This window comes from Bacillus mesophilus (assembly GCF_011008845.1).
In the GTDB taxonomy this organism is placed as follows: domain Bacteria; phylum Bacillota; class Bacilli; order Bacillales; family SA4; genus Bacillus_BS; species Bacillus_BS mesophilus.
The window spans coordinates 121,349-147,417 of record NZ_JAAIWM010000001.1 but is presented as its reverse complement, the minus strand read 5'-3'; the positions used below and the strand labels follow the sequence as shown (position 1 = coordinate 147,417).

General features: G+C 37.4%; 29 protein-coding genes. All 29 read left to right on the top strand.

Features of this window, described 5'->3' with window-relative positions; all coding sequences use genetic code 11:
* The first annotated feature begins 117 nt into the window (after positions 1-117).
* On the top strand, positions 118-1,278 hold the full coding sequence (gene sucC, locus G4D63_RS00725) for an ADP-forming succinate--CoA ligase subunit beta (protein WP_163176699.1): 1,161 nt from the start codon (positions 118-120) through the stop codon (positions 1,276-1,278).
* An 18-nt stretch (positions 1,279-1,296) separates the two neighbouring features.
* Positions 1,297-2,199, top strand: a complete 903-nt coding sequence (sucD, locus tag G4D63_RS00720; protein ID WP_163176697.1) for a succinate--CoA ligase subunit alpha — start codon at positions 1,297-1,299, stop codon at positions 2,197-2,199.
* Between the two features lie 69 nt (positions 2,200-2,268).
* Positions 2,269-3,171 carry a DNA-processing protein DprA gene (dprA, locus tag G4D63_RS00715; RefSeq protein WP_163176695.1) on the top strand — a complete coding sequence of 301 codons (903 nt, stop codon included), beginning with the start codon at positions 2,269-2,271 and terminating at the stop codon, positions 3,169-3,171.
* 215 nt (positions 3,172-3,386) lie between these two features.
* Complete coding sequence (gene topA / locus G4D63_RS00710; protein WP_163176693.1) at positions 3,387-5,462, top strand: type I DNA topoisomerase; 2,076 nt, start codon at positions 3,387-3,389, stop codon at positions 5,460-5,462.
* A 235-nt stretch (positions 5,463-5,697) separates the two neighbouring features.
* Positions 5,698-6,999 carry an FADH(2)-oxidizing methylenetetrahydrofolate--tRNA-(uracil(54)-C(5))-methyltransferase TrmFO gene (gene trmFO, locus G4D63_RS00705; RefSeq protein WP_163176691.1) on the top strand — a complete coding sequence of 434 codons (1,302 nt, stop codon included), beginning with the start codon at positions 5,698-5,700 and terminating at the stop codon, positions 6,997-6,999.
* A 64-nt stretch (positions 7,000-7,063) separates the two neighbouring features.
* The gene (gene xerC, locus G4D63_RS00700) at positions 7,064-7,966 is read left to right on the top strand and encodes a tyrosine recombinase XerC (RefSeq protein ID WP_163176689.1); all 903 of its coding nucleotides are present in this window, start codon (positions 7,064-7,066) and stop codon (positions 7,964-7,966) included.
* Positions 7,967-7,989: 23 nt separating this feature from the next.
* The gene (gene hslV, locus G4D63_RS00695) at positions 7,990-8,532 is read left to right on the top strand and encodes an ATP-dependent protease subunit HslV (protein WP_163176687.1); all 543 of its coding nucleotides are present in this window, start codon (positions 7,990-7,992) and stop codon (positions 8,530-8,532) included.
* A 13-nt stretch (positions 8,533-8,545) separates the two neighbouring features.
* On the top strand, positions 8,546-9,940 hold the full coding sequence (gene hslU, locus G4D63_RS00690) for an HslU--HslV peptidase ATPase subunit (protein WP_163176685.1): 1,395 nt from the start codon (positions 8,546-8,548) through the stop codon (positions 9,938-9,940).
* Positions 9,941-9,982: 42 nt separating this feature from the next.
* The gene (gene codY / locus G4D63_RS00685) at positions 9,983-10,762 is read left to right on the top strand and encodes a GTP-sensing pleiotropic transcriptional regulator CodY (RefSeq protein ID WP_163176683.1); all 780 of its coding nucleotides are present in this window, start codon (positions 9,983-9,985) and stop codon (positions 10,760-10,762) included.
* Positions 10,763-11,166: 404 nt separating this feature from the next.
* Positions 11,167-11,556 (top strand): flagellar basal body rod protein FlgB, encoded by a 390-nt coding sequence (gene flgB / locus G4D63_RS00680; RefSeq protein WP_163176680.1) that lies wholly within the window; start codon positions 11,167-11,169, stop codon positions 11,554-11,556.
* Between the two features lie 2 nt (positions 11,557-11,558).
* Entirely contained in the window at positions 11,559-12,023 is a 465-nt protein-coding gene (gene flgC / locus G4D63_RS00675) for a flagellar basal body rod protein FlgC (RefSeq protein ID WP_204558998.1), read from the top strand.
* Between the two features lie 62 nt (positions 12,024-12,085).
* On the top strand, positions 12,086-12,343 hold the full coding sequence (fliE, locus tag G4D63_RS00670) for a flagellar hook-basal body complex protein FliE (RefSeq protein WP_420837793.1): 258 nt from the start codon (positions 12,086-12,088) through the stop codon (positions 12,341-12,343).
* Positions 12,344-12,473: 130 nt separating this feature from the next.
* Positions 12,474-14,078, top strand: a complete 1,605-nt coding sequence (gene fliF, locus G4D63_RS00665; protein ID WP_163176677.1) for a flagellar basal-body MS-ring/collar protein FliF — start codon at positions 12,474-12,476, stop codon at positions 14,076-14,078.
* A gap of 11 nt (positions 14,079-14,089) precedes the next feature.
* A complete protein-coding gene (gene fliG / locus G4D63_RS00660; RefSeq protein WP_163176676.1) occupies positions 14,090-15,109 on the top strand; it encodes a flagellar motor switch protein FliG in 1,020 nt (339 codons plus the stop codon).
* Positions 15,102-15,872, top strand: a complete 771-nt coding sequence (gene fliH, locus G4D63_RS00655; RefSeq protein ID WP_163176674.1) for a flagellar assembly protein FliH — start codon at positions 15,102-15,104, stop codon at positions 15,870-15,872. Before fliG ends, fliH begins: the two co-directional genes overlap by 8 nt.
* Before the next feature lie 5 nt (positions 15,873-15,877).
* Complete coding sequence (fliI, locus tag G4D63_RS00650) at positions 15,878-17,197, top strand: flagellar protein export ATPase FliI (RefSeq protein ID WP_163176672.1); 1,320 nt, start codon at positions 15,878-15,880, stop codon at positions 17,195-17,197.
* Positions 17,198-17,200: 3 nt separating this feature from the next.
* The gene (gene fliJ, locus G4D63_RS00645; protein ID WP_163176670.1) at positions 17,201-17,644 is read left to right on the top strand and encodes a flagellar export protein FliJ; all 444 of its coding nucleotides are present in this window, start codon (positions 17,201-17,203) and stop codon (positions 17,642-17,644) included.
* 8 nt (positions 17,645-17,652) lie between these two features.
* A complete protein-coding gene (locus G4D63_RS22215; protein WP_163176668.1) occupies positions 17,653-18,243 on the top strand; it encodes a magnesium transporter MgtE N-terminal domain-containing protein in 591 nt (196 codons plus the stop codon).
* Between the two features lie 32 nt (positions 18,244-18,275).
* Entirely contained in the window at positions 18,276-19,571 is a 1,296-nt protein-coding gene (locus G4D63_RS00635; RefSeq protein ID WP_239585871.1) for a flagellar hook-length control protein FliK, read from the top strand.
* Positions 19,572-19,579: 8 nt separating this feature from the next.
* Positions 19,580-20,032: a flagellar hook assembly protein FlgD gene (gene flgD / locus G4D63_RS00630; protein WP_163176665.1), complete on the top strand. Its 453-nt coding sequence runs from the start codon at positions 19,580-19,582 to the stop codon at positions 20,030-20,032.
* A 15-nt stretch (positions 20,033-20,047) separates the two neighbouring features.
* Positions 20,048-20,413, top strand: a complete 366-nt coding sequence (locus G4D63_RS00625; RefSeq protein WP_163176663.1) for a TIGR02530 family flagellar biosynthesis protein — start codon at positions 20,048-20,050, stop codon at positions 20,411-20,413.
* A 69-nt stretch (positions 20,414-20,482) separates the two neighbouring features.
* Entirely contained in the window at positions 20,483-21,373 is an 891-nt protein-coding gene (gene flgG, locus G4D63_RS00620) for a flagellar basal body rod protein FlgG (RefSeq protein WP_163176661.1), read from the top strand.
* Positions 21,374-21,419: 46 nt separating this feature from the next.
* Positions 21,420-21,638, top strand: coding sequence for a flagellar FlbD family protein (locus G4D63_RS00615; protein WP_163176659.1), 219 nt, complete (start codon positions 21,420-21,422; stop codon positions 21,636-21,638).
* Between the two features lie 2 nt (positions 21,639-21,640).
* On the top strand, positions 21,641-22,078 hold the full coding sequence (gene fliL, locus G4D63_RS00610) for a flagellar basal body-associated protein FliL (protein WP_163176657.1): 438 nt from the start codon (positions 21,641-21,643) through the stop codon (positions 22,076-22,078).
* Positions 22,079-22,117: 39 nt separating this feature from the next.
* Positions 22,118-23,113: a flagellar motor switch protein FliM gene (gene fliM, locus G4D63_RS00605; protein WP_163176655.1), complete on the top strand. Its 996-nt coding sequence runs from the start codon at positions 22,118-22,120 to the stop codon at positions 23,111-23,113.
* A complete protein-coding gene (fliY, locus tag G4D63_RS00600) occupies positions 23,103-24,302 on the top strand; it encodes a flagellar motor switch phosphatase FliY (protein ID WP_163176653.1) in 1,200 nt (399 codons plus the stop codon). Before fliM ends, fliY begins: the two co-directional genes overlap by 11 nt.
* Positions 24,303-24,324: 22 nt before the next feature.
* Positions 24,325-24,687 carry a response regulator gene (locus tag G4D63_RS00595; protein WP_163176652.1) on the top strand — a complete coding sequence of 121 codons (363 nt, stop codon included), beginning with the start codon at positions 24,325-24,327 and terminating at the stop codon, positions 24,685-24,687.
* Between the two features lie 22 nt (positions 24,688-24,709).
* Entirely contained in the window at positions 24,710-25,405 is a 696-nt protein-coding gene (locus G4D63_RS00590) for a flagellar biosynthetic protein FliO (RefSeq protein WP_163176651.1), read from the top strand.
* Complete coding sequence (gene fliP, locus G4D63_RS00585; protein ID WP_163176650.1) at positions 25,398-26,066, top strand: flagellar type III secretion system pore protein FliP; 669 nt, start codon at positions 25,398-25,400, stop codon at positions 26,064-26,066. Before G4D63_RS00590 ends, fliP begins: the two co-directional genes overlap by 8 nt.
* Positions 26,067-26,069 lie beyond the last annotated feature (3 nt).

Below are 26,069 nucleotides of genomic sequence, written 5' to 3'. Positions count from 1 at the left end.
TAGGAAATCTATTACTTATATAATAATTGTTTACTTTAACTAGACAAGGTACCTCTCATTTTATACAATGAAAACGCAGTCTATTATTTTTGTTAGATAATGATAGGAGGATGACAAATGAATATCCATGAGTATCAAGGTAAAGAGATCCTCAGAAAATATGGGGTTTCGGTCCCAAATGGTAAAGTTGCTTTCACAGTTGAGGAAGCTGTAGAAGCAGCAAAAGAATTAGGTACACAGATTTGTGTAGTAAAAGCACAAATTCATGCAGGTGGACGTGGAAAAGCTGGTGGTGTTAAGGTAGCTAAAAGCTTAGATGAGGTCCGTACATATGCAAGCGAAATCCTAGGTAAAACTCTAGTTACGCATCAAACAGGTCCAGAAGGTAAAGAAGTTAAGCGCTTGCTAATTGAAGAAGGTTGCGACATTAAGAAGGAGTACTATATTGGACTAGTACTTGATCGTGCAACTTCAAGTGTTGTTCTTATGGCTTCTGAAGAAGGCGGAACAGAGATTGAGGAAGTAGCTGAAGCAACTCCTGAAAAAATCTTCAAAGAGGTAATTGATCCTGCTGTAGGTCTTCAGGGCTTCCAAGCAAGAAGAATTGCTTTTAATATCAATATCCCTAAAGAACTAGTTGGTAAGGCTGTTAAGTTCATGATGGGTCTTTATACTGCGTTTGTTGAAAAAGATTGTTCAATTGCTGAAATTAACCCACTTGTTGTAACAGGTGACGGAGATGTTATGGCTCTTGATGCAAAGCTAAACTTTGACACTAACGCATTATACCGTAATAAGGATATCTTAGAATATCGTGATCTTGAAGAAGAAGATCCAAAGGAAATCGAAGCTTCTAAGTATGACCTTGCTTATATTTCATTAGATGGAAATATCGGTTGTATGGTAAACGGTGCTGGACTTGCAATGGCTACAATGGATATCATCAAGCACTATGGTGGAAGTCCATCGAACTTCCTTGACGTAGGTGGAAGTGCAACTGCTGAGAAAGTAACTGAAGCATTTAAAATCATCCTTTCAGATCAAAACGTAAAAGGTATTTTTGTTAATATCTTTGGTGGAATCATGAAGTGTGACATTATTGCTACAGGTGTTGTTGAAGCTGCTAAGCAAGTACAATTAAGTGTACCTTTAGTAGTACGTTTAGAAGGAACTAACGTTGATTTAGGTAAGAAAATTCTTGCTGAATCAGGTTTAGATATTGTTGCAGCTGATTCTATGGCTGACGGCGCACAAAAGATTGTATCACTAGTAGGATAAGAAAGGCAGGGGACAAACATGAGCGTATTTGTTAATAAAGACACAAAGGTTATCGTACAAGGTATTACAGGTTCAACTGCAGCTTTCCACACAAAGCAAATGCTTGAATACGGAACAAAGATTGTTGGTGGTGTTACTCCTGGTAAAGGTGGAACTGAAGTGGAAGGAGTACCTGTATTCAATACAGTTTCAGAAGCTGTAAAACAAACGGGTGCTAATGTTTCTGTTATTTATGTTCCAGCTCCATTTGCTGCAGATGCAATCATGGAAGGTGTAGACGCTGAGCTAGATCTTGTGATTTGTATCACTGAGCATATTCCAGTTCTTGATATGACAAAGGTAAAGCGTTACATGGAAGGAAAAAAGACTCGCCTAGTAGGTCCAAACTGCCCAGGTGTTATTACTCCTGATGAGTGTAAAATTGGAATCATGCCTGGTTATATCCATACAAAAGGACATGTAGGAGTTGTTTCTCGTTCTGGTACACTAACTTATGAAGCTGTTCACCAATTAACACAAGCAGGAATTGGTCAATCTACAGCTGTTGGTATCGGAGGAGACCCTGTTAATGGGACGAACTTTATCGACACGTTAAAAGCATTTAACGAAGATGAAGATACGTATGCAGTCATTATGATTGGTGAAATCGGTGGAACAGCTGAAGAAGAAGCAGCTGAGTGGGTAAAGGCTAACATGACAAAGCCAGTTGTAGGATTCATCGGTGGTCGTACTGCGCCTCCAGGAAAGCGTATGGGTCATGCTGGTGCGATTATCTCTGGTGGAAAAGGTACTGCTGATGAGAAGATTCGCATAATGAATGAATGTGGAATTAAAGTTGCTGACACTCCATCTGTTATGGGTGAAACACTAATTTCTGCTCTAAAAGAGCGTGGAATTTATGAGCAATGTAAAACTCACTAATTAAGTAAGAAAAGTAGCTCCGGTAAGGGGCTACTTATTCTTTATTGAATAAAAAAACAGGAGGAAAAAATGAACATTATCACTCAACGACTTCTCCACCTACACAGATGCGAAGAAGTAACCTGGTCAACCCTTCAACTTCTACTACAAATTGACCCCACTCTTTCAAGCTGTTACCAACTCACACCCTCTCAGCTTCATCAAAAACTTCAATTTCAAATTCCATTAGAAAAAATCCAATCGATTTACAAAAATTTGCAATCTGTTACAATAGCAAGTATGCTAGAAAAATATAAAAGTCAAAATATTCAGTGCATAACGCGATTTGATTCTTCCTATCCTTCCGCATTAAAACAAATATATAATCCACCTTGGGTGTTATATGTTAAGGGAAATCGTGATATATTACTTAATAACCAAATGTTAGCAATTGTTGGTACTAGAACACCAACCAAATATGGGGTAAAGATCACAGATTATTTTGTTAGTTCATTAGTTAATCATGGGTGGACAACTGTAAGTGGTCTTGCAAAAGGAATTGACGCAAGGGTTCATGATACAACCATTAAGCAAAACGGAAATACGATTGCCGTTTTAGGTTCAGGGTTTAATCATCTTTATCCAAGAGAAAATCTCCAGTTAGCTAATGAAATAATAAAAGAGAATATTTTGCTGTCAGAGTACCCTCCAGAACGTAAGCCGAACAGATGGCAATTTCCTGCTAGAAATCGAATTATTAGTGGGTTGTCATTAGGCACAATTGTAATCGAGGCAAAGGCAAAAAGTGGGTCCTTGATCACCGCAAACTTAGCACTAGAACAGAATCGTGAAGTCTTCGCAGTGCCGGGTCCCGTAGATTCTGTATACTCAGATGGGACAAATCTTCTGATCCAAGAAGGGGCGAAGTTAGCTCTTACCCCAGAAGATGTGCTAATAGAATTTCAGACTCAGCTCCCAAGTGAAACTTACTAAGAGATAATTAAAATGGTTTTAAAAATGAGAATATAAGCTGAGTAATATAATAGAAGATGATGGTATTAAACGGTGTTGATCTACTATCCAATTTGTTGATTTTTCATAAAAATATGTAATTTCGTTTGACAAATGGTAGATCAATATTTAATATAAGTGAAGATTTCATACAATATTTTCTTGAACTATTACCTCTTAAGGAGGAACACATACATATGGCAGAATTCTTAGTAATCGTGGAATCGCCTGCAAAGGCCAAAACGATAGAACGTTATCTTGGAAAAAAATATAAGGTTAAAGCATCAATGGGACATGTTCGAGACCTACCGAAAAGTCAGATGGGTGTTGAAGTGAGTGAGGGCTACTCTCCGAAGTATATTACGATTAGAGGAAAAGGCCCCGTTTTAAAAGAATTGAAAACAGCTGCTAAAAAAGCTAAGAAAATTTATCTCGCAGCTGACCCGGATCGTGAGGGTGAAGCAATTGCGTGGCATTTGGCACATACACTTGATGTCGACATTACGTCTGATTGTCGGGTTGTCTTCAATGAAATTACGAAGGATGCAATTAAAGAATCCTTTAAGCATCCAAGAGCCATTAATATGGACTTAGTTGATGCACAACAAGCTAGACGTATCCTAGATCGACTAGTGGGGTATAACATTAGCCCATTACTTTGGAAAAAAGTGAAAAAGGGACTCAGTGCAGGTAGAGTACAGTCCGTTGCAGTTCGGTTAATAATCGAGCGCGAAAAAGAGATAAAAGCTTTTATACCAGAGGAATATTGGAGTATCAGAGGTGACTTTGTTAAAAACAAAGAAGTAATTGAAGCAGACTTTTATGGAATTGACGGTAGGAAGTCTGAACTAAAAACGATAGATGACGTCAATGCGGTTCGTTCTAAGCTAGATGGAAATACTTTCACAATCGCATCCGTTAATAAGAGAGAGCGTAAGCGCAACCCTGCTGTACCATTTATCACATCGTCACTTCAGCAAGAAGCAGCAAGAAAGCTAAATTTCAGGGCCAAGAAAACGATGATGCTTGCTCAACAACTTTATGAAGGAATAGACCTTGGTAAAGAAGGAACAGTTGGTTTAATCACATATATGAGAACGGACTCAACGAGAATCTCAGATACTGCTAAGCAAGAGGCTGCCGATTACATTAGTTCGACCTTTGGAAAAGAATACTTAGCAACTGAACAAAAGGTTAGTAAGAAGAACCAAAATTCCCAAGATGCTCACGAAGGGGTTCGTCCTACCTCTTCTAATCGCACTCCTGCTGAAATTAAAGAGTTTTTATCGCGAGACCAGCTAAGACTATACAAGCTCATTTGGGAGCGTTTTATAGCCAGCCAGATGGCTCCTGCAATCATGGATACCATGACAGTCGATATGGAAAACAACGGCGTCATTTTTAGAGCTACTGGTTCAAAAATAAAGTTTCCTGGTTTTATGAAAGTATACGTTGAAGGAAATGACGATCAGGATGAAGAGAAGGATCGTATTCTCCCTCCATTAGAGGAAGGGGAAAAGGTTGTATTAAAGGACATTGATCAAAACCAACATTTCACACAGCCTCCACCTAGGTACTCAGAGGCAAGGCTTGTAAAGACTCTTGAAGAATCAGGTATTGGTAGACCATCTACATATGCTCCTACTTTAGATACGATTCAAAAGCGTGGGTATGTGGCGTTAGATAATAAAAGGTTCATTCCTACTGAGCTTGGTGAAATTGTCTTTAATCTAGTCATGGAATTCTTCCCGGAAATCATTGACCTTGATTTCACTGCTAAAATGGAAACTAGCCTTGACGCAGTTGAAGATGGTAACGTGGATTGGGTTCGGATTATTGATGAGTTTTATCAAGGGTTCGAGAAAAGGCTAGAAAAAGCAGAGAAAGAGATGCAGGAAATCGAAATAAAAGATGAACCTGCTGGAGAAGATTGTGAAAAGTGTGAGCATGAAATGGTTTACAAAATGGGGAGATATGGTAAGTTTATGGCTTGTTCCAACTTTCCAGAATGTCGTCATACAAAAGCAATCGTTAAAGATATCGGGGTAGATTGTCCGAACTGTGAAAAAGGAAGAATCATTGAGAGAAAAAGTAAAAAGCGTCGTATTTTTTATGGATGTGATCAGTATCCAGGCTGTGAATTCTTATCATGGGATAAGCCAATCGCTAGAAAATGTCCGAAGTGTGAATCTCTATTAGTTGAAAAGAAGCTTAAAAAAGGTATTCAAGTTCAATGTGTCAGTTGTGACTATAAAGAGGATCAACAAAAGTAGCGATGTGAGTTTACTCACATCGTTCCGTTTTTTACAGGCGACCTTTAATGTATAGTGGTAGACAGAGAGGGTTAATCTGAGATAAGGACAAATTAATGTGAATCCTTCTTTTTCTTTAGTCTCTGAACTACAACATGAGAGCCTACTTTCTACATAGATTTAAAGTGCAAGTTTTACTGTTAGACAGTTCTTAGTTTATGACAGTCTAACGTTTTCTAAAAAGGAGGTATTTTTTATGAATCAGGTAGTTAATGTAATAGGAGCAGGATTAGCAGGGAGTGAAGCTGCATGGCAGATTGCCAATAGAGGGGTAAAAGTAAACCTTTATGAGATGAGACCGGTAAAGCAAACTCCAGCACATCATACAGATAAATTTGCAGAATTAGTTTGTAGTAACTCTCTACGGGCAAATAACTTAACTAATGCAGTAGGAGTTTTAAAAGAAGAGATGAGAATGCTTAATTCCGTCATTATTAAATCTGCAGATGAATGTTCTGTTCCAGCCGGCGGGGCTTTAGCGGTTGATCGACATGAATTTGCTGCATATGTGACACGCTCTGTTAAAGAACACCCGAATGTAACAGTTTTTAATGAGGAAATTACAGACATTCCAGAAGGAATAACAATTATAGCAACTGGTCCACTTACCTCTCAAATGTTATCGGACAAGCTAAAAAGCTTAACAGGTGAAGACTATCTTTATTTTTATGACGCGGCTGCACCGATTATTGAGAAAGAAAGCATAAATATGGACAAGGTGTACCTGAAATCACGTTATGACAAGGGAGAAGCAGCATATTTAAACTGTCCTATGACGGAAGAGGAATTCGATCGTTTCTATGATGCCGTTATGGCGGCTGAAACAGTACCGTTAAAAGAATTTGAGAAAGAAATTTTCTTTGAAGGTTGTATGCCTTTTGAAGTGATGGCTGGTCGAGGTAAAAAAACATTAGTATTTGGTCCGATGAAGCCTGTAGGTTTAGAAGACCCAAAAACCGGGAAAATACCTTATGCAGTCGTTCAGCTTAGACAGGATGATGCAGCAGGAACCTTATATAATATTGTAGGCTTTCAAACTCATCTTAAATGGGGGGCGCAAAAGGAAATCATTCAATTAATTCCTGGCCTAGAAAACGCGGAGATTGTTAGATATGGTGTTATGCATAGAAACACATTTATCAGTTCACCTAAATTACTTAAACCAACCTATCAATATCGCGAAAGAGATGACCTTTTCTTTGCAGGTCAAATGACAGGAGTCGAGGGGTACGTTGAGTCAGCGGCATCAGGACTAGTTGCTGGTATTAACGCGGCGAACTTAGTATTGGGTGAAGAATTAGTTGAATTTCCTCATGAAACGGCAATCGGAAGTATGGCAAGATATATTACAACGGCTAACCCTAAAAACTTCCAACCGATGAATGCAAACTTTGGATTATTTAAGGAATTAGACAAGAAGATTAAAAATAAACAGGCACGAAATGAAGAGTATGCTTCCAGAGCCTTGGAAACAATTCAGAATTTTATAAAAAAATAAGTAATTTTAATTGCAAGGGCGGATAAATTGTGTTACGATTTATTCGCCCTTGTGAGGTGAAAGCATGACTACGACGAAGGAATTAATGAAAAGTTTTACAGAATATTTACAAATTGAGCGAAACTATTCTCCCTATACAATCGTATACTATACCCAGGACATTGAGGAATTTGTGGAATTTATGAATTCTCAATCAATTAATAGTATCTCTCAAGTTACATACACAGATGTTCGCATATACTTAACAGAGCTATATAAGCATAAGCTTGCCAGGAAATCAGTGGCAAGAAAAATTTCCAGTCTAAGGAGCTTCTACAAGTTCTTAATGAGAGAGCAAATGGTAAAGGATAATCCGTTTACACTAGTATCATTACCTAAGAAGGAACAAAGGGTTCCGCAATTCTTATACCATGATGAACTTGCAAAGCTGTTTCAAGCCAGTGATCAAACAACGCCTTTAGGACAAAGAAATCAGGCAATCCTTGAACTGCTCTATGCTACAGGAATCCGTGTAAGTGAATGCTGTAAGCTTGAATTAGCTGATATTGATTTTAGTCTAGGTACAATCCTTGTAAATGGAAAGGGTAAAAAGCAAAGATACGTCCCGTTTGGGAGCTTTGCAAACGATGCGATTGAATTATATGTAGAACATGGTAGAAGAGAACTTATGAAGAAGGGAAACTCTTCAAGCTCTGCTTTGTTTCTAAACTATCGGGGTAGCACTCTCACAGCGAGAGGAGTGCGATTAATATTAAATGATCTAATTGATAAAGCAAGTTTATCAATACATATTAGTCCGCATGTGCTCAGGCATACGTTTGCAACACATATGCTTAATGAAGGGGCCGATTTACGAACTGTACAAGAATTATTAGGCCACTCACATCTTTCCTCAACGCAAATCTATACGCATGTTACGAAAGATCGGTTAAAGACGATATATATGAATCATCATCCTCGAGCATAGAAAGATCGAAAGGAGAGAATCAGATGTCAACATTTCATGCAACTACAATCTTTGCTATACAGCATAATGGTCAGTGTGCAATGTCAGGAGATGGCCAAGTAACATTTGGGAATGCAGTCGTAATGAAGCACACTGCTAAAAAGGTAAGGAGAATTTATCAAGGAAGAGTCTTAGCGGGCTTTGCAGGTTCAGTAGCTGATGCTTTTACTCTTTTTGAAAAATTTGAAGGACGTTTAGAAGAATATAATGGTAACCTTCAAAGAGCGGCGGTGGAACTTGCGAAGGAATGGAGAAGTGATAAGGTTTTAAGAAGACTAGAAGCGATGCTTATCGTCATGAACAAGGAGCATATCCTTTTAGTTTCGGGTACAGGAGAGGTTATCGAACCGGATGATGGAATACTAGCAATTGGATCTGGTGGAAATTATGCACTTTCTGCAGGCAGAGCCTTAAAGAAACATGCTGGTTCTACTATGTCTGCAATGGAAATTGCTAAAGCCTCTTTAGAGGTTGCAGGAGAAATCTGTGTATATACGAATGACCAAATCATAGTCGAAGAACTTTAAGGGGGCCCTAATCATGAATTTAACACCACGGCAAATTGTTGAACGACTCGACCAGCACATTGTTGGTCAAACACAAGCGAAAAAGGCAGTTGCAGTTGCGTTAAGGAATCGATATCGAAGAGGTCAATTAAACGAAAAATTACGTGAAGAAATAGTACCGAAGAATATCCTAATGATTGGACCAACAGGTGTTGGGAAAACTGAAATTGCAAGACGAATGGCAAAGCTTGTTGGTGCGCCTTTTATTAAAGTTGAAGCGACTAAGTTCACAGAAGTCGGTTATGTTGGAAGAGATGTAGAATCAATGGTACGTGACTTAGTAGAAACTTCAGTTCGTCTTGTTAAAGAAGAAAGAATGCAGGATGTAAAAGAGAAAGCGCTCTCGAATGCAAATAAAAGATTAGTTGAATTGCTTGCACCTGCTAAGCAAAAGCAAACATCTTTTAAAAATCCATTTGAAATGCTTTTAGGTGGAAATCAAAATCAAACAGATGACGATGATCAGGATAAACAGGATGAACAAAGCCTTTCACAAAGAAGGAAGAAACTTGCTCATCAATTAGCTTTAGGTGAACTTGAGGATACGCTTGTAAGCGTTGAAATTGAAGAACAACAACAATCAATGTTTGATATGCTTCAAGGCTCAGGAATGGAACAAATGGGTATGAACATGCAAGATGCACTAGGTAGCTTCATGCCGAAGAAAAAGAAGAAAAGAAAACTGACTGTTCGAGAGGCAAGAAAAGTTCTCACTAATGACGAGGCTCAGAAACTAATCGACATGGATGAAGTAACACAAGACGCCATTTATAAGGCAGAACAAACTGGGATTATCTTCATTGATGAAATAGATAAGATTGCTGGAAAGAGTCAAGGTGGATCAGCAGATGTTTCTAGAGAGGGTGTTCAGCGTGATATCCTTCCTATTGTAGAAGGATCGACAGTTGTAACCAAATATGGACCTGTAAAAACAGATCATGTCTTATTTATTGCAGCAGGAGCTTTTCATATTGCAAAACCATCTGATCTTATTCCGGAGCTACAAGGACGCTTTCCAATTCGTGTTGAATTAACGAAACTTACTGTAGAAGACTTTGTTAGAATTTTAGTTGAGCCTGATAATGCAATTATCAAACAATATATTGCCTTATTGGAAACAGAAGGTATACAAATTGAATTTTCTGACGATGCTATTCGTAAGTTAGCTGAAGTAGCGCATGGGGTTAATCAGGATACGGACAACATTGGAGCTAGAAGATTACATACTATAATGGAAAGATTATTAGAGGATTTATCTTTTGAAGCACCAGATATCACATTAGAGAGAATCGTAATCACACCTCAATATGTTGAAGAGAAACTGGGCACAATCGCGAAAAATCGCGACTTGAGTCAATTTATATTATAGAATATGAGATGAACATGGAGTCACTTTAGGAGGAGCAAGTAAATGGAACTATTAGACAAAACAAGAAAAATTAATGCAATGCTTCAAAGAGCTGCAGGTAAGCCTGTTAACTTTAAAGAAATGGCTGAAACATTACGCGATGTTATCGAAGCAAATATCTTTGTTGTTAGCAGAAGAGGTAAGCTCTTAGGTTTTGCAATCAATCAAAAAATTGAAAATGAACGTATGATCAAAATGCTAGAGGATCGTCAATTCCCTGAAGAGTATACAAACGGACTATTCAATATCACGGAAACATCTTCTAATCTTGACATTAACAGCCCTTATACAGCATTCCCTGTAGAAAATAAGGATTTGTTTAGCAAAGGATTAACAACGATCGTTCCAATTATCGGTGGTGGTGAACGTTTAGGTACATTAATCCTAGCGCGCGTAACAGGTCCATTTCTAAACGATGATTTAATTCTAGGTGAATACGGCGCTACAGTCGTTGGAATGGAAATTCTTCGTGAAAAGTCAGAGGAAATCGAAGAAGAAGCAAGAAGTAAGGCTGTTGTACAAATGGCAATCAGCTCTCTGTCATACAGTGAGCTTGAGGCGATTGAGCATATTTTTGAAGAGTTAGACGGAAATGAAGGCTTGCTTGTTGCAAGTAAAATAGCTGATCGAGTTGGTATTACAAGATCTGTTATTGTAAACGCACTAAGAAAGTTAGAAAGTGCTGGTGTAATTGAGTCACGTTCATTAGGAATGAAGGGAACATATATCAAAGTATTAAATGATAAATTCCTTCATGAGCTTTCTAAATTAAAAACTAGTTAATAATTAATAAAATTAAAGCAAAAAGTACCTTATCAGGAAACGATAAGGTACTTTTTATTTTGATTAAGAAATTATACTATCTATTTATAACCTTGTGAAACGTGTAGAAAAAAGTAGGGATGTGTCATATTTTTGCGAAAATGGTAAAAAAATGTCGAAATAGATAAAATTAATGATGTTACAAATTTCGACAAAGTATATAATGAGAATAGATGAATATGAATATAGGTAATTGGTGATGGCCCTTTGAACGAAAAACTAGTACTAAATAACGATTTTTATGTTGCTGTGACTAATGTCATAGACAAAATATGTGGATTATATCTACAATGAATAGGATAAATATAACAGTATAAAACCTATTGACATTTATAAATAACCCCCAAAAAAAGAGGTGAATCAGTATGAAATTATTCGGTGGGACGATTAATACGCTAGAAAGTTCGCTAAAATACTCCACAATTAAACAAAATGCGATCGCGCAAAATATTGCAAATGTCGACACGCCTAATTACAAAGCAAAGGAAGTCTTGAAACCATTTCAACATGAATTGAAAACAGCTATGCAAGCACAAAGAACGGATGCAAGGCATTTTAACTTCTCTAATTCACAGAATTCGTCTGGAATGGTAGTAACTAGAGCTAGCTCACAGTATAACCACAACGGAAATAGTGTTGATATAGATAAGGAAATGTCAGAGCTTGCAGAAAACCAGATATATTATAATGCCTTAATTGACCGAATTAATGGTAAATTCAATTCGCTAAAAACGGTGATCTCAGGAGGTAAGTAAACATGACGATCTTTCAAGGTCTTAATATTAGTGCATCGGCATTAACCACACAGCGATTACGAATGGATGTAATATCATCTAATATGGCAAACGTGGATTCAACAAGAGGAAAGTTTGTTAACGGTGAATGGCAGCCATATACAAGAAAGATGGTTGTTACGCAGGCGAATGAGTCTTCTCGGTTTTCTTCGGTTCTAAACCACGCCATGAAAAAGGGGACTAGCAACAGTTCAGTTGGAAATGGAGTAAGGGTTGCTAGAATAATAGAAGATGAAACTCCATTTAAGCTTGTTTATAATCCAGAACATCCTGATGCAAATGCGGAAGGGTACGTTCAAATGCCAAATGTTGATCCATTAAAGGAAATGGTGGATTTAATGAGTGCAACACGATCATACGAAGCGAATGTTACAGTGTTCAATGCTAATAAGGGAATGCTAATGAAAGCACTAGAAATAGGAAAATAAGGTAGGTATGAATATAAATGATTAATAAAATATCGAATCAACCAAGTTTATTTTCAATAGATATGACAGCACCCGTTAAACCAACACCAGCTGAATCGCAACAGAAGTTTTCTGATTTTCTTAAAAATAGTTTAAATCAAGTGAATAAAGCACAACACGAATCAGACGTAGCTACAAATAAACTAGCCAATGGACAAAAGATTGATCTACATGAAGTAATGATTGCTTCCCAAAAAGCTAGTATTCAATTCCAGGCAACGATGGAAGTGAGAAATAAAGTGGTTGAGGCTTATCAAGAAGTCATGAGAATGCAAGTTTAATTTGTTTTTTAGTCATAAATATAAAATAGAATCAGATAGATAGATAAAAAGAGATAGATAGAGAAAAATAACTGGGAGCGGTTATTAAGTTACCAAACAGATGAGACGTCATAATAACCGGGGGAATGAAATGAACGAAAAAATGCAATCACAATTGAATAGTGCAAATAAATTCTGGAAGAATCGTTCATCAGGACAAAAAGGAATGATGATTGGTTCCCTTTTATTGTTTATAACAATTATTCTAGTAGTCTCAATGGTCTCCTCAAAAGTTAACTTTGCACCTTTATATAGTAATTTAAGTCCCGCAGAGGTTGGGGAGATCAAAGCACAGCTCGATGGAAGAGGCATTCAATCCCAAATTGCAGACAATGGGACAACGATATTAGTGCCACAAGAAGTAGTGGATACGCTAAAGGTTGAATTAGCTGCAGAGGGTTTTCCTAACAGCGGGAGTATCGATTATTCCTTCTTTAGTCAAAATGCTGGTTTTGGAATGACGGATAATGAATTTAATGTATTAAAACTAGAGGCGATGCAAACAGAGTTAGCAGGTCTAATTAAAGGTATTGATGGTGTACAAGATGCGAAGGTTATGATTAATCTTCCACAGGAAACTGTATGGATGTCAGAAGCTGGTCAAGAAGCATCTGCATCAATTGTGTTAAACACAAAAGCTGGTTATCGTTTTGAAGAACAGCAAATTCAAGCCCTATATAATTTAGTGTCTAAGAGTGTTCCTAGTCTTCCTACTAGTAATATCGTCATCACGAATCAACATTTTGAGTATTTTGATCTTCAAAACGAAAATTCTAATGGAAGTGGCAACCTTGATGCAGCTACTGCCTTCCAAACTCAATATCAAATTAAGCAGAATGTTGAAAGAGATATTCAACGTCAAGTACAACAAATGCTAGGTATGATGATGGGACAAGATAAAGTAGTTGTCTCTGTTACGGCTGACATTGACTTTACTCAAGAAAACAGAGAAGAACAACTTGTAACTCCTGTTAACCCTGAAAATATGGAAGGTATTGCAGTGAGTGTAGAAAGAATCACTGAAACCTTTACAGGTGATGGTGCAGTAGAAGGTGGCATTGATGGCACTGGAGAAACGGGAATTCCTAACTATGCAACGGGCGGGTTAGTTGGTGGAACAGGTGATTATGAAAGATTCGAAGAGCGTATCAATAATGATGTAAATAGAATCCGAAAAGAAATTGTTGAAAGTCCTTATAAAGTTAGAGATTTAGGTATTCAGGTAATGGTGGAACCACCTACACCTGGTGATGCTGATACTCTTCCACAGCAATCAATTGATGATATTGAGCAAATTTTAAATACAATTGTTCGTACATCTATTGCTAAGCAGGAAGGTGCGCCAGAACTAACGGATGAAGAACTTGAAGGTAAAGTGGCAGTTTCTGTTCAAACCTTTAATGGAAAGGTTGATTTCGAAACACCTCCAGCACAAATGATTCCATTATGGGCTTATATTGCAGGTGGAGTATTACTAGTTATTATTATCTTATTGTTAGTTCTATTGCTAAGAAAGAAAAAGAAAGAAAAAGATCAATTTGAATATGCGGAACCATTCCAAGCAGTTTCTGTGCAAGACATCAATGATGAGACGGAAAATGCTTCTGACATCATAAAAAAGCAATTAGAAAAATTAGCAAAAGACAACCCAGGTGATTTTGCAAAGCTATTAAGATCCTGGATTGCTGAAGAATAGGAGGATAGGATATGGCGAAAAAAGATATCAAGGGCGAACTGTCAGGCCGTCAAAAAGCAGCTATCCTTCTAATCTCGTTAGGTCCCGATGTATCGGCATCAATCTACAAGCACCTATCTGAAGAGGAGATAGAGAAACTTACTTTAGAGATATCTGGGGTAAGAAAGGTTGATGGTAGCTCGAAAGATGAGGTATTAGAAGAATTCCATCAAATTGCTATTGCACAGGACTATATTTCACAAGGTGGGATTTCCTATGCGAAGCAGGTCTTGGAAAAAGCTCTTGGTGCTGAAAGTGCAGCAAATATTATTAACCGACTTACTTCTTCACTTCAGGTTAAACCGTTTGATTTTGCAAGAAAAGCAGATCCAGCTCAGATACTGAACTTTATTCAAAATGAACATCCTCAAACGATATCACTAGTTCTATCGTATCTTGATCCAAACCAAGCCGGACAAATTCTTTCTGAGCTTCCACAAGAAATGCAAGCAGATATTGCTAGAAGAATTGCTCTCATGGATAGTACATCACCAGAAGTTATTAATGAGGTGGAACAAATCCTTGAAAGGAAGTTATCTGCAACTGTAACCCAAGACTATACTCAAACAGGTGGCGTAGAGGCTGTTGTAGAAGTGCTTAACGGAGTTGATCGAAGTACGGAACGAACCATTCTTGATGCTCTTGAAATTCAAGATCCGGAACTTGCAGAAGAAATTAAGAAGCGTATGTTTGTATTTGAGGATATCGTAACACTAGATTCTCGTGCGATTCAACGTGTCATTCGTGATGTTGAGAATGCCGACCTTATGCTTTCACTTAAAGTGGCTAGCGAAGAAGTTAAAGAGATTGTATTCGGCAACATGTCAAAACGTATGGCCGATACCTTTAAAGAGGAAATGGAATTCATGGGACCTGTTCGTTTACGCGATGTAGAAGAAGCACAATCTAGAATTGTTGCTATTATTAGACGTCTAGAAGAAGCAGGTGAGATTGTGATTGCACGTGGTGGAGGAGATGATATTATTGTCTAGGTTATTAAAATCCCATTACGCTACACCTCAAGATGAAGTGAAAAAAGTAATCAAGCTACAACCAATCGTGTTTCAACAATCACTGGATGAAGAGTCTCCTGAAATTTTACGTGTAAAAGCTAGTCAAGAAGCAGAAAGTCTACTAGCTAATGCTAAGAGTCAATCCGAGGCGATGATCTATGAGGCTAAACAAAGGCTACAGCTTATCAATGAACAAATTAACGAAATGAAATTTGCTTGGGAAACAGAGAAAGAAAAATTATTTGAAGAGGTCAAAGCAGAGGCTTTTCAAGTTGGTTTCCAACAAGGGGAAGTTGCAGCTGTGGAACAGTATTCAGCTATTATCAAAGAAGGCTGTCATATTGTAGAACAAGCAAAACTGGATTATATCTCTCAGGTTGAGTTAGCAGAGGAAACGATTCTAAAGCTTGGTATTAAAGTGGCAGAGAAGATTCTTAGAGTACATTTAGATGAAACTAAGGATGACTTTATTCAATTAGTGAAGCATGCCATTAAGGAAGTAAAAGACTATACAGACATTAATATCATGGTTCATCCTTCAATGTATGAAATGGTACTAGCTCAAAAAGACGAATTGAAAGCCCTCTTTAACGGAGATAAAAGCTTATATATATATCCAAATGAAGAACTAAGAGAAACAGGCTGTTTGATTGAATCGTCATTTGGACGGATTGATGCTAGTATTGACAGTCAACTTAATGAACTGAAAGTAAAGCTTCTTGAGTTAATAGAGGAGGAATAAACTCCATGAAGGCAATAGAACTTTTGAATGAAATTGAAATGCTAGATTCCTACAAACGCTATGGTAAAGTTGCTAGAGTTGTAGGATTGATGATTGAATCTCAAGGGCCAGAAGCTTCTATTGGAGATGTGTGTCACATTCATATAGGGACAACCAATAAAAAAAGAAAAGTAACAGCGGAAGTAGTAGGATTTCGCGATGAATTTGTCATACTAATGCCTTTTACAAATATTAACGATATTTCCCCAGGTAGTATTGTTGAGGCTACTTCAAAGCCCCTTCAGGTTAAGGTGGGCTCTGGGTTAATTGGAAAAGTTTTAGATTCATTAGGGCAACCATTAGATGGAAGTCTGCTACCCAAAGGTCTTTCTAACGTGGGAACAGATCAATCCCCTCCGAATCCGATGGAGCGTCCAACAATCGATGAGAGTATTGATGTTGGTGTCCGAGTAATTGATTCTCTTTTAACAGTTGGAAAAGGGCAACGAGTTGGTATTTTTGCAGGTAGTGGTGTAGGTAAAAGTACATTGTTAGGTATGATTGCAAGAAATACTACTGCGGATCTAAATGTCATAGCGTTAGTTGGAGAACGTGGTAGAGAGGTTAGAGAATTTATTGAGAGAGACCTAGGTCCAGAAGGACTTAAACGATCAATCGTTGTCGTTGCTACTTCAGATCAACCCGCACTAATGAGAATAAAAGGTGCATACACAGCAACAGCAATTGCTGAATATTTCCGTGATAAAGGTTTAAATGTCATGCTTATGATGGACTCTGTAACACGTGTAGCAATGGCACAACGTGAAATCGGATTAGCTGTTGGTGAACCGCCAACGACGAAAGGGTATACTCCATCTGTATTTGCGATATTACCAAAGCTACTTGAAAGAACAGGGACAAATCAACATGGTACCATTACCGCCTTCTATACTGTGCTAGTAGATGGTGACGATATGAATGAACCTATTGCTGATACTGTTCGTGGGATCCTTGACGGGCATTTCGTGCTTGACCGTAATTTAGCTAACAAAGGGCAATTTCCGGCAATTAATGTTTTAAATAGTATAAGTCGTGTTATGAACCATATTGTCACAACAGAACACAAAGACTCTGCAGAAAAGTTGAGAGAACTTTTATCAACTTATATAAATTCAGAGGATTTAATCAATATTGGGGCATATAAACGTGGTTCTTCTCGGGAGATTGATGAAGCAATTCGGTTTTATCCAAAAATAATTTCTTTCTTAAAACAAGGTACTCATGATCCGATATCAAGAGACGAGAGTATTGAGATGCTACAATCACTGCTTGGAACAGGTGGGTAATTTATGAGTTTTTCATATAAATTTCAGAAAATACTTTCAATCAAGGAAACTGAAAAGGAACGTGCTCAGGAACTTTATCAGCAATGTGTCCGAAAATTTGAAGAAGTTGCTGAGAAGCTGTACCATTCCCTTAAACAAAAGGAAGAACTAGAAGCTAATCAACTAAGAAAAATATCTACTGGTCTAAATGTCCAAGAATTAAGACACCATCAGCAGTTTATAACCAACTTAGAAAAAACGATTCTTCATTATCAAAACCTAGTTTTTAACGCTAGACAAAAAATGACTGAGCAAGAGCAGCAACTATTAGAAAAAAATATTGAAGTAAAGAAGTATGAAAAAATTAAAGAGAAACAATATTCGCATTACAAAGAATTGGTCAATGCAGATGATAATAGATTGATGGATGAAATATCGATCCAACAATTTATGAACAGAGGAAGTTAGGTGATCAGGTGGAACTTAAAGAAAATGAATCCAAACTAGCAAATAAATTTCAATGGTTTCTTTTTGCTGGGGTAATCCCACTTCTCTTTGCGGTTGTTGTCTCTGCTATAGTTCTAACATTTGCTGGCTATGATATCGAAGGAGCTGCTAAGAAATATGGTCAATTTATTCCCGGTGTATCAAGCTTGATTCCTGCTGAAGAAGGAGAAATCAATCTAGAAGCAAAGCTTCGACAAGATGTTAAAGATTTAGAGGCTCTTAATAATGAACAATTAGCAATAGTAGAACAACTTGAGAAAGAAGCAGAAGAGAAAGAAGGAAAGATAATTGACCTTCAAACGCAAATCGATAGATTGAATGAAGAATTAAAAACAATAGACCAACAGCAACAAGACAAAGAACAAACACTAGGTGGATTATCGGAAATTTATGGATCTATGTCTGCAAAAAATGCAGCTGCTATTTTAACTGAGTTGGAAGATCAAGAAGCACTCACTATTTTAAAGACATTATCCACTGATACTCTTGGTCCCATCCTAGAAAAAATGGAACCAGCCGAAGCTGCTCGATTCACTGAACTATTAGCAAATGAATCGTAAGGTATTTTGAAGGGAGGTGAACAATAGTGAATATGTCTGGAATCAATGTGATGAATAAAGGATTAGAGATATCCTCTAAAGCTAGTCAAAAGCAATCAGAACGAACATCGAGCCATTTTGCTTCTATGTTGAATAAAGAAGTTCAACAAAAAACAAATGGCAACCAGAAGCAACCTGATCAGGAACTAAAATCTGTAGAGGAAAATCAAGTGTTTGTACCTTTTTCTGCTGAAACAAATTCCGTAGATCGAGTGGCTTCCGTTGAAAAACTTATGGAAGCGGTCGAACAGCTGATTGCAACTGGAGAACTTCCTGATGAACTAACAGTAGAAATGCTAAATCAAGACACATCTTCTCTGCTTACTATCCTTCCGGAAGAGCTTGTTAAGAAGCTTCAGGCCCTTTTTGAATCCGGTACTAGTTTGCAAGAATTAATGGGTGCTTCTGAAAACATACCATTAGAAAATTTATTAGCTGGGCTTATCTACACACACCAGCAAACAAAAGACGTGAAACTTGATGTTTCTTCAAAGGATGCACTACTTACTTTCTTTCAGCAGGTAAATGCTCAGCTTCATAAGCTTACTCAGGATGGACAAGCTTCGAATCAGGTATTTTCAAATCAACCGAAAGTTACTGAGGAGTTACAGCAATTTCTATCAAGTATTCATACAAAGTTAACTGGCAAAAATCCTCTGGCTACAGATGAAAGTCAAAAAATGAATTATTTACGACTTTTGTTTCAGCGAACAGTCCATCGTGAAGAAAGTGTTAAAAGTAATGTACTACAAGATACGAATCCTAAGGGCTTGGGTATGGGGGTCGAACCACAAACAAATTTAAATCGCGCCCAACAATTTGCTTTATTTATAGAGCAAGGTGGAACGAAAGCAGCTAATCAAGAACAATTTATAAAAGAATTTCAAAGTATTCTAGCAAAAACCTCTCTGCAAAATGTAAACGGAGGAATGAAGCTCCTTATCAAGCTATATCCTGAACACCTGGGGCAGCTAAGGGTAGAACTGCTTCAACAAAATGGTGTTTTAACAGCGAGAATGGTGGCAACAACAGCTGCTGCTAAAGAAATGCTAGAATCACAGCTTCAGGGATTAAAAAATGCGTTTGCAGGTCAAAACATACAAGTCGAAAAACTAGAGATTATCAACTCTCAAACATTACAACAGGAGTTTGACCGTTCGTTAAACAAGGATGGTCGTCAGCAAGGAAATGAGTCGTCGAGTAGTAAGGAAGATAAACAGAATGATCAGCAAAATGAAGCAACTTTTGAAGAAACTCTTCATGAGGAGCTAATGAATATTGAAGTGTAGGTGAGAAGATGACCATTAATTTAGATCCAACCTTATATTTGAAAAATCAAGCTGTGCAAAAGAGCAAAAGTGATGTTATGGGTAAGGATGATTTTCTGAGAATTTTAATGACTCAGCTTCAAAATCAAGACCCGATGAATCCGATGCAAGACAAAGATTTTATTGCGCAAATGGCTACATTTACATCTTTAGAGCAGATGACAAATATGAACAAGATGCTCGAGCAGTTTATCACAAGTCAAAAATCAGATAACATCATGAAATACAGTGAGATGATTGGAAAACAAGTTGAATTTACTTCGAAATCCGTGGACGAAAATGGTAACGAAATTATCGAATCAAAGCAAGGAATAGTTAAATCAATCTATCAAAAGAACTTAGAGGTACAGTTAGAGATGGAAGATGGAACAACAATTTTACCGAATGCTCTAACAAAAATTACAAGCCCTGCTTCAAACTAGAGAGGAGTTAGGTGTATGGATCATCGGATACATCAAATATCCCACCACCCTCTATCATTAAAGCATAAGAAGCTTCAAACAAATAAAGAAAATACTCCAAGCTTTAAAGATGTGCTACAAGAGGTTGTTGGTATCAAAATAAGCAAGCATGCTCAAAAACGTTTGCAAGAGCGAAAAATAGAAATTGCTGAAGAAAGCTGGACAAAGTTACACGAAAAGATGATTGAAGCAAAAGGTAAAGGAATAATAGATTCCTTGGTAGTGATGGAAGAAGCTGCATTAATCGTTAATACAAAGAATAATACGGTGATTACTGCAATGGACCGAGAAGAAGCAAGCTCTCAAATTTTCACCAATATCAATGGAACCATTTTATTATAGGCTGGACCGATTAGGAGGCCAAGGTTGTGGACTGATTGAAGCAACCATAAAAGAGAGGGGAAATAATTAATGTTACGTTCAATGTATTCAGGTATCTCGGGTATGAAAAATTTCCAAACAAAACTTGATGTAATAGGAAATAATATCGCAAACGTAAATACTTATGGCTATAAAAAGGGAAGAGTAATGTTTAAAGACCTTGTTAGTCAGCAAATTGCTGGTGCGAGTGCATCTACTGACACTCGTGGGGGTGTAAACCCTAAGCAGGTCGGATTAGGTTCACAGCTTGCTTCAATCGACTCTGTGCATACACAAGGAAGCTTACAGACTACAGGACGTTCACTAGATTTAGCACTTTCAGGTGATGGGTTTTTTATGCTAGGTACACTAACGGAGAATTTCGATGCAATTAAATTAAATAATAATCAATTCGCTGGAAATTATACCGCTTCTGCCGATGTTAGCTACACTCGTGCAGGTAACTTTTACATGGACAAGGAAGGGTATGTAGTAAATGGTGATGGATTATTTGTTCTAGGACAAGCGACTCATGACGATGGAGCAGGTAATATTACTAATGCTCCAGGATTAATAAAAATCCCAACTGATGCTAAAAGCTTTAGTATTGGGACAGATGGAACAGTAAACTATGTTGATAATTTAGGAAATCTTCAAGTTGCAGGCCAATTGGAAGTTGCTAAATTTGCAAATAGTGGAGGTCTTGAAAAAGTCGGCGGTAATTTATTTAAAGATACAGCAAACTCAGGTTTGCCTGTATTCAGTGTCCCAGGTGAAGCTGGATCAGGAACAATCGTTGCAGGTACATTAGAAATGTCTAATGTTGACCTTTCTGAGGAATTTACTGAGATGATCACAACACAGCGTGGCTTCCAGGCTAACACTCGTATCATCACAACATCGGATGAAATCTTACAAGAGCTTGTTAATCTAAAACGATAATAAGTAAGGAGGTGGGGGGCTTATTAAGCCATAAGCCCCCACTTTTATGATTAAGCTAACACGATTAAATGGAAGCTCTTTTAGCTTAAATGCAATCTACATAGAGCAAATCCAATCATTCCCAGACACAACCATTACATTAACTAATGGTAAAAAAATTGTTGTACGCGAGAATGAAGATGATGTTATTCTCTTAGTAACAGACTTTTTTCGTCAAATTTCGATATTAGGACAACTGCAATTGCCTGATAAGGAGAGTTTATAAAAATGAAGAACAAGAAAGCCCTCATAACTATGACAATCATTATATTAACAATCCTCCTGATTGGGGCAGTCGCTTTGATTGTTCTTTTGAAATTTACAGGGGAAGAAAGTAAAGAAGGACCCATTGAGCCAACAATCGATGAAATCATTGAGTATTCGGTTGACGTACCAGAAATAACAACTAATCTTCTGGATGGTGAATTTGTCAGAATTCAATTTAAAATTCAAACTGATAGCGTTAAAGCAAAGGAAGAGCTAGCCAAGCGTGATTTTCAAATGAATAACATCATAATTCAGGAATTATCAGAAATGACATCAGATCAATTTAAAGGCAAAGATGGAATACTTAATTTGGAGAATATGATCAAAGATCAGGCGAATGGACTTATGCAGGAAGGTCAAATCATAAGAGTTTATACGACCTCCTTTGTTCTTCAATAATCTGATTAAAAATGGAAATGTTAAGAGGAGGTGAACTTTTTGTCAGGAGAAGTTTTATCACAAAGTGAAATAGATGCCCTGCTCTCCGCAATATCAACTGGTGAAATGAACGCTGAAGAACTAAAGAAGGAGCAATCTGAAAGAAAGGTTAGATCCTACGACTTTAGAAGAGCGTTACGTTTCTCGAAAGACCAAATCCGAAGTTTAACAAGGATTCATGAAAACTTTGCACGATTATTGACGACATACTTCTCAGCAAAATTGAGAACGTACGTCCAGATATCGGTTGCATCCGCTGACCAAATACCATACGAAGAATTTGTTAGATCAATTCCGAAGATGACAATTCTTAATGTTTTTGAGGTTCCTCCACTAGATGGAAGAATAATTATGGAAATTAATCCGAATATCGCTTATGCCATGTTAGATCGTGTGCTAGGAGGACGTGGAGTAAGTTTAAATAAGGTAGAAAATTTAACTGAAATCGAAACTAAGCTAATGTCGCAGTTATTTGAAAATGCAGTTGAGAACTTGAAAGAGGCCTGGTCCTCTATTGCGGAAATTGAACCCATATTAACGGAATTAGAAGTGAACCCACAATTCCTGCAAATGGTTTCACCCAATGAGACGGTCGTTGTGATCTCTTTGAATACTCAAATTGGTGATTCGAGTGGAATGATCAACATTTGTATTCCTCATGTTGTCCTCGAACCAATTATGCCTAAACTTTCGGTTCATTATTGGATGCAAACGACAAAAAAGGTAAGAGAACCACAGGAACTTGAATTACTTGAGAAAAGCATTCGATTAGCAGATCTGCCAATTAGTGCGCAACTCGGAAGTTCTGAGATTTCAATTAATGAATTCCTGCAGTTATCTGTAGGAGATGTTATCCAACTAGATAACGAAATTAATTCACCAATTGTTATTACGGTTGGTAATGAACCGAAATTTATTGGGCAACCAGGTAAAGTAAATAAAAAGCTGGCTGTTCAAATAATAGACCAATACAAGGGGGGGACAGATGATGAATAATGACATGCTATCACAAGATGAAATCGATGCTTTATTAAGGGGAAATGACGATCAAGATGATGATCATCTAACTGGGCAGTCCCCGTCTGAGGAACACTTGTCTCCGATGGAACAGGATGCGTTAGGGGAGATTGGTAACATCTCTTTCGGTAGCTCTGCTACTGCTTTGTCTACTCTATTAAATCAAAAGGTAGAAATTACAACACCAACTGTTACAACAGTTCACAAAAATGACTTGGCTGAGAAGTTTCCACACCCGAATGTTGCAATTCAAGTAAGCTATACAATAGGCTTCATTGGAGCAAACGTATTAGTGATTAAACAGTCTGATGCTGCTATTATTGCTGATCTAATGCTAGGTGGAGATGGAAGAAACCCACAGGACCTATTAGGAGAAATTCAATTAAGTGCTGTCCAAGAGGCAATGAATCAAATGATGGGTTCAGCTGCAACTTCAATGTCTACTATTTTCAATAAAAAGGTTGATATCTCACCGCCAAGCATAGAAATGATGGATTTAAAAGAGGGTGAAGGTGACGGCGCTTTACCAAATCAAGACATTTTTATTCAGGTTGCATTCCGGTTAAAAATTGGAGATCTTGTAGATTCTAACATTATGCAATTACTTCCATTAGAGTTTGGAAAAAGCTTAGTAGATGAGCTCTTAAATCCTAGTCCACCTGTCGCTCCAAAGACAGAGATTAAGAGTGAGACACCTTCTAAAGAAAATGCATATGACCACCAACCAGTGACAGATACAAGAGGTGGACAAAGTTATTCTCAGACGACTAATCATGAGTATCAGGGTTACCAGCAGCCTACTCACCAACAACAACATATTGGAGCTAGTAAGCAAGCTGGGTATCAACCAACTGTTCAACCAGCAGCATTCTCAAATTTTGAGCCATCACCTGTTGTAGGTGGAGAGTCAAAGAATTTAGATATGCTTCTAGATATTCCACTGCAGGTAACTGTAGAGTTAGGTAGAACAAAGAGATCTGTCCGCGATATATTGGAACTTTCAACAGGTTCTATTATTGAACTAGATAAGCTTGCAGGGGAACCAGTGGACATACTTGTTAATAATAAGCTTGTTGCAAAAGGTGAAGTAGTAGTAATAGATGAGAATTTTGGTGTTCGTGTTACTGATATCATTAGTCAAAGTGATCGAATTAAAAATTTACGTTAATTAAGCAGGGGGTTTAGAGGAAATGGCAAACAGAATTCTAATTGTAGATGACGCAGCTTTTATGAGAATGATGATTAAGGATATTTTATCTAAAAATGGATATGAGGTAGTAGGCGAGGCTGCAGATGGCCAACAGGCTGTGGATTTATACAAAGAGCATAATCCTGACCTCGTTACAATGGACATTACAATGCCAGAAATGGATGGCATCACTGCACTTAAGGAAATAAAGAAGATCAATCCAAATGCAAAGGTTATTATGTGTTCAGCAATGGGACAACAAGCGATGGTAATTGATGCGATACAGGCTGGAGCAAAAGACTTTATCGTTAAGCCATTCCAAGCAGACCGCGTATTAGAAGCTATTGGGAAAACACTATCATAAAGAAAAATTGAGGTGGCAGAGATTGCTACGAATCAAGATTGTTATAGTATCAGTCTTACTTTGTCTTCTACTTCCGCTTATGGGGAACGTTTTCCATGCAGCGGGAGTGGATGATGATAATAAAACTGTAGACCAAATACTTAAAGAAAATAGAGAAGAATCTGTAACAGAAGAAGATGAAACGGTATTAGATAATGCCCCTATTGATAATACACCAGTTGAATCAATACCTGATAGTCAATTCACGTTTTTCGATTTTCTAAATCTGATCTTTGCATTATTTCTAGTCTTAATGCTGCTTTACGTTACATTACGGTTTATTAAGAAGAAAAATCAAACGTATGATTTCACGAGAACAATGGCAAATTTGGGTGGTACAAGCCTAGGTAATAATCGTTCTGTTCAGCTTGTTAAGGTGGGAGATCGCATCTTAGTCGTTGGCGTTGGTGAGAGTATACAGTTGTTAAAAGAAATTGATTCAGAAGAAGAAATCAAGCAGATTCTTTCTCAACAGCAAAATGATGTTCAGCAAATGCTTCAACCTGCTGACATCATTACGAAGGTAGTGCAGCAAGTAAAAGGTTATAAAAAAAGAGACATGTCAAACCAAGATAGTAGTTTTAAATCGATGTTTGCTACTCAGTTAGCAGAGCTATCTAAAGGTAGGAAAAAGCTTTTAAAAGAGTTGGACGAGGAAGGAAAAAAGAACGATGACTGAGTTCATGGAGTTTTTCAATACAAATGATCCGGAGAACGTATCGACCTCGATCAAGCTTTTGCTTTTACTAACGGTTTTGTCAATTGCACCAAGCATTCTAATCTTAATGACGAGCTTTACAAGAATCTTAATTGTACTGTCATTTGTTAGAACTTCCTTAGGAACACAACAAATGCCTCCTAATCAGGTTATTCTTGCTCTAGCTCTTTTTCTAACGTTTTTTATAATGACCCCTGTATTCACTGAGGTAAATGAAGAAGCGTTAACACCGTTGTTCAATGATGAAATTACCCTTGATGAGGCCTACGAAAGAGCATCGCTACCATTAAAGGAGTTTATGAGTAAGCATACAAGACAAAAGGACTTAGCGCTATTCCTAGGTTACGCTGGAATAGAAAGACCTGAAACTGTAGAAGATATACCACTAACTGCTTTAGTTCCTGCATTTGCAATAAGTGAGATGAAAACAGCTTTTCAAATTGGATTTATGGTTTTCATTCCTTTCTTAGTAATTGATATGATTGTTGCCAGTATCCTAATGTCAATGGGAATGATGATGCTACCACCGGTTATGATTTCTTTACCATTTAAAATACTATTATTTGTTTTAGTGGATGGGTGGTATTTAGTAGTTAAATCATTGCTGGTCAGTTTTAATTAGGAA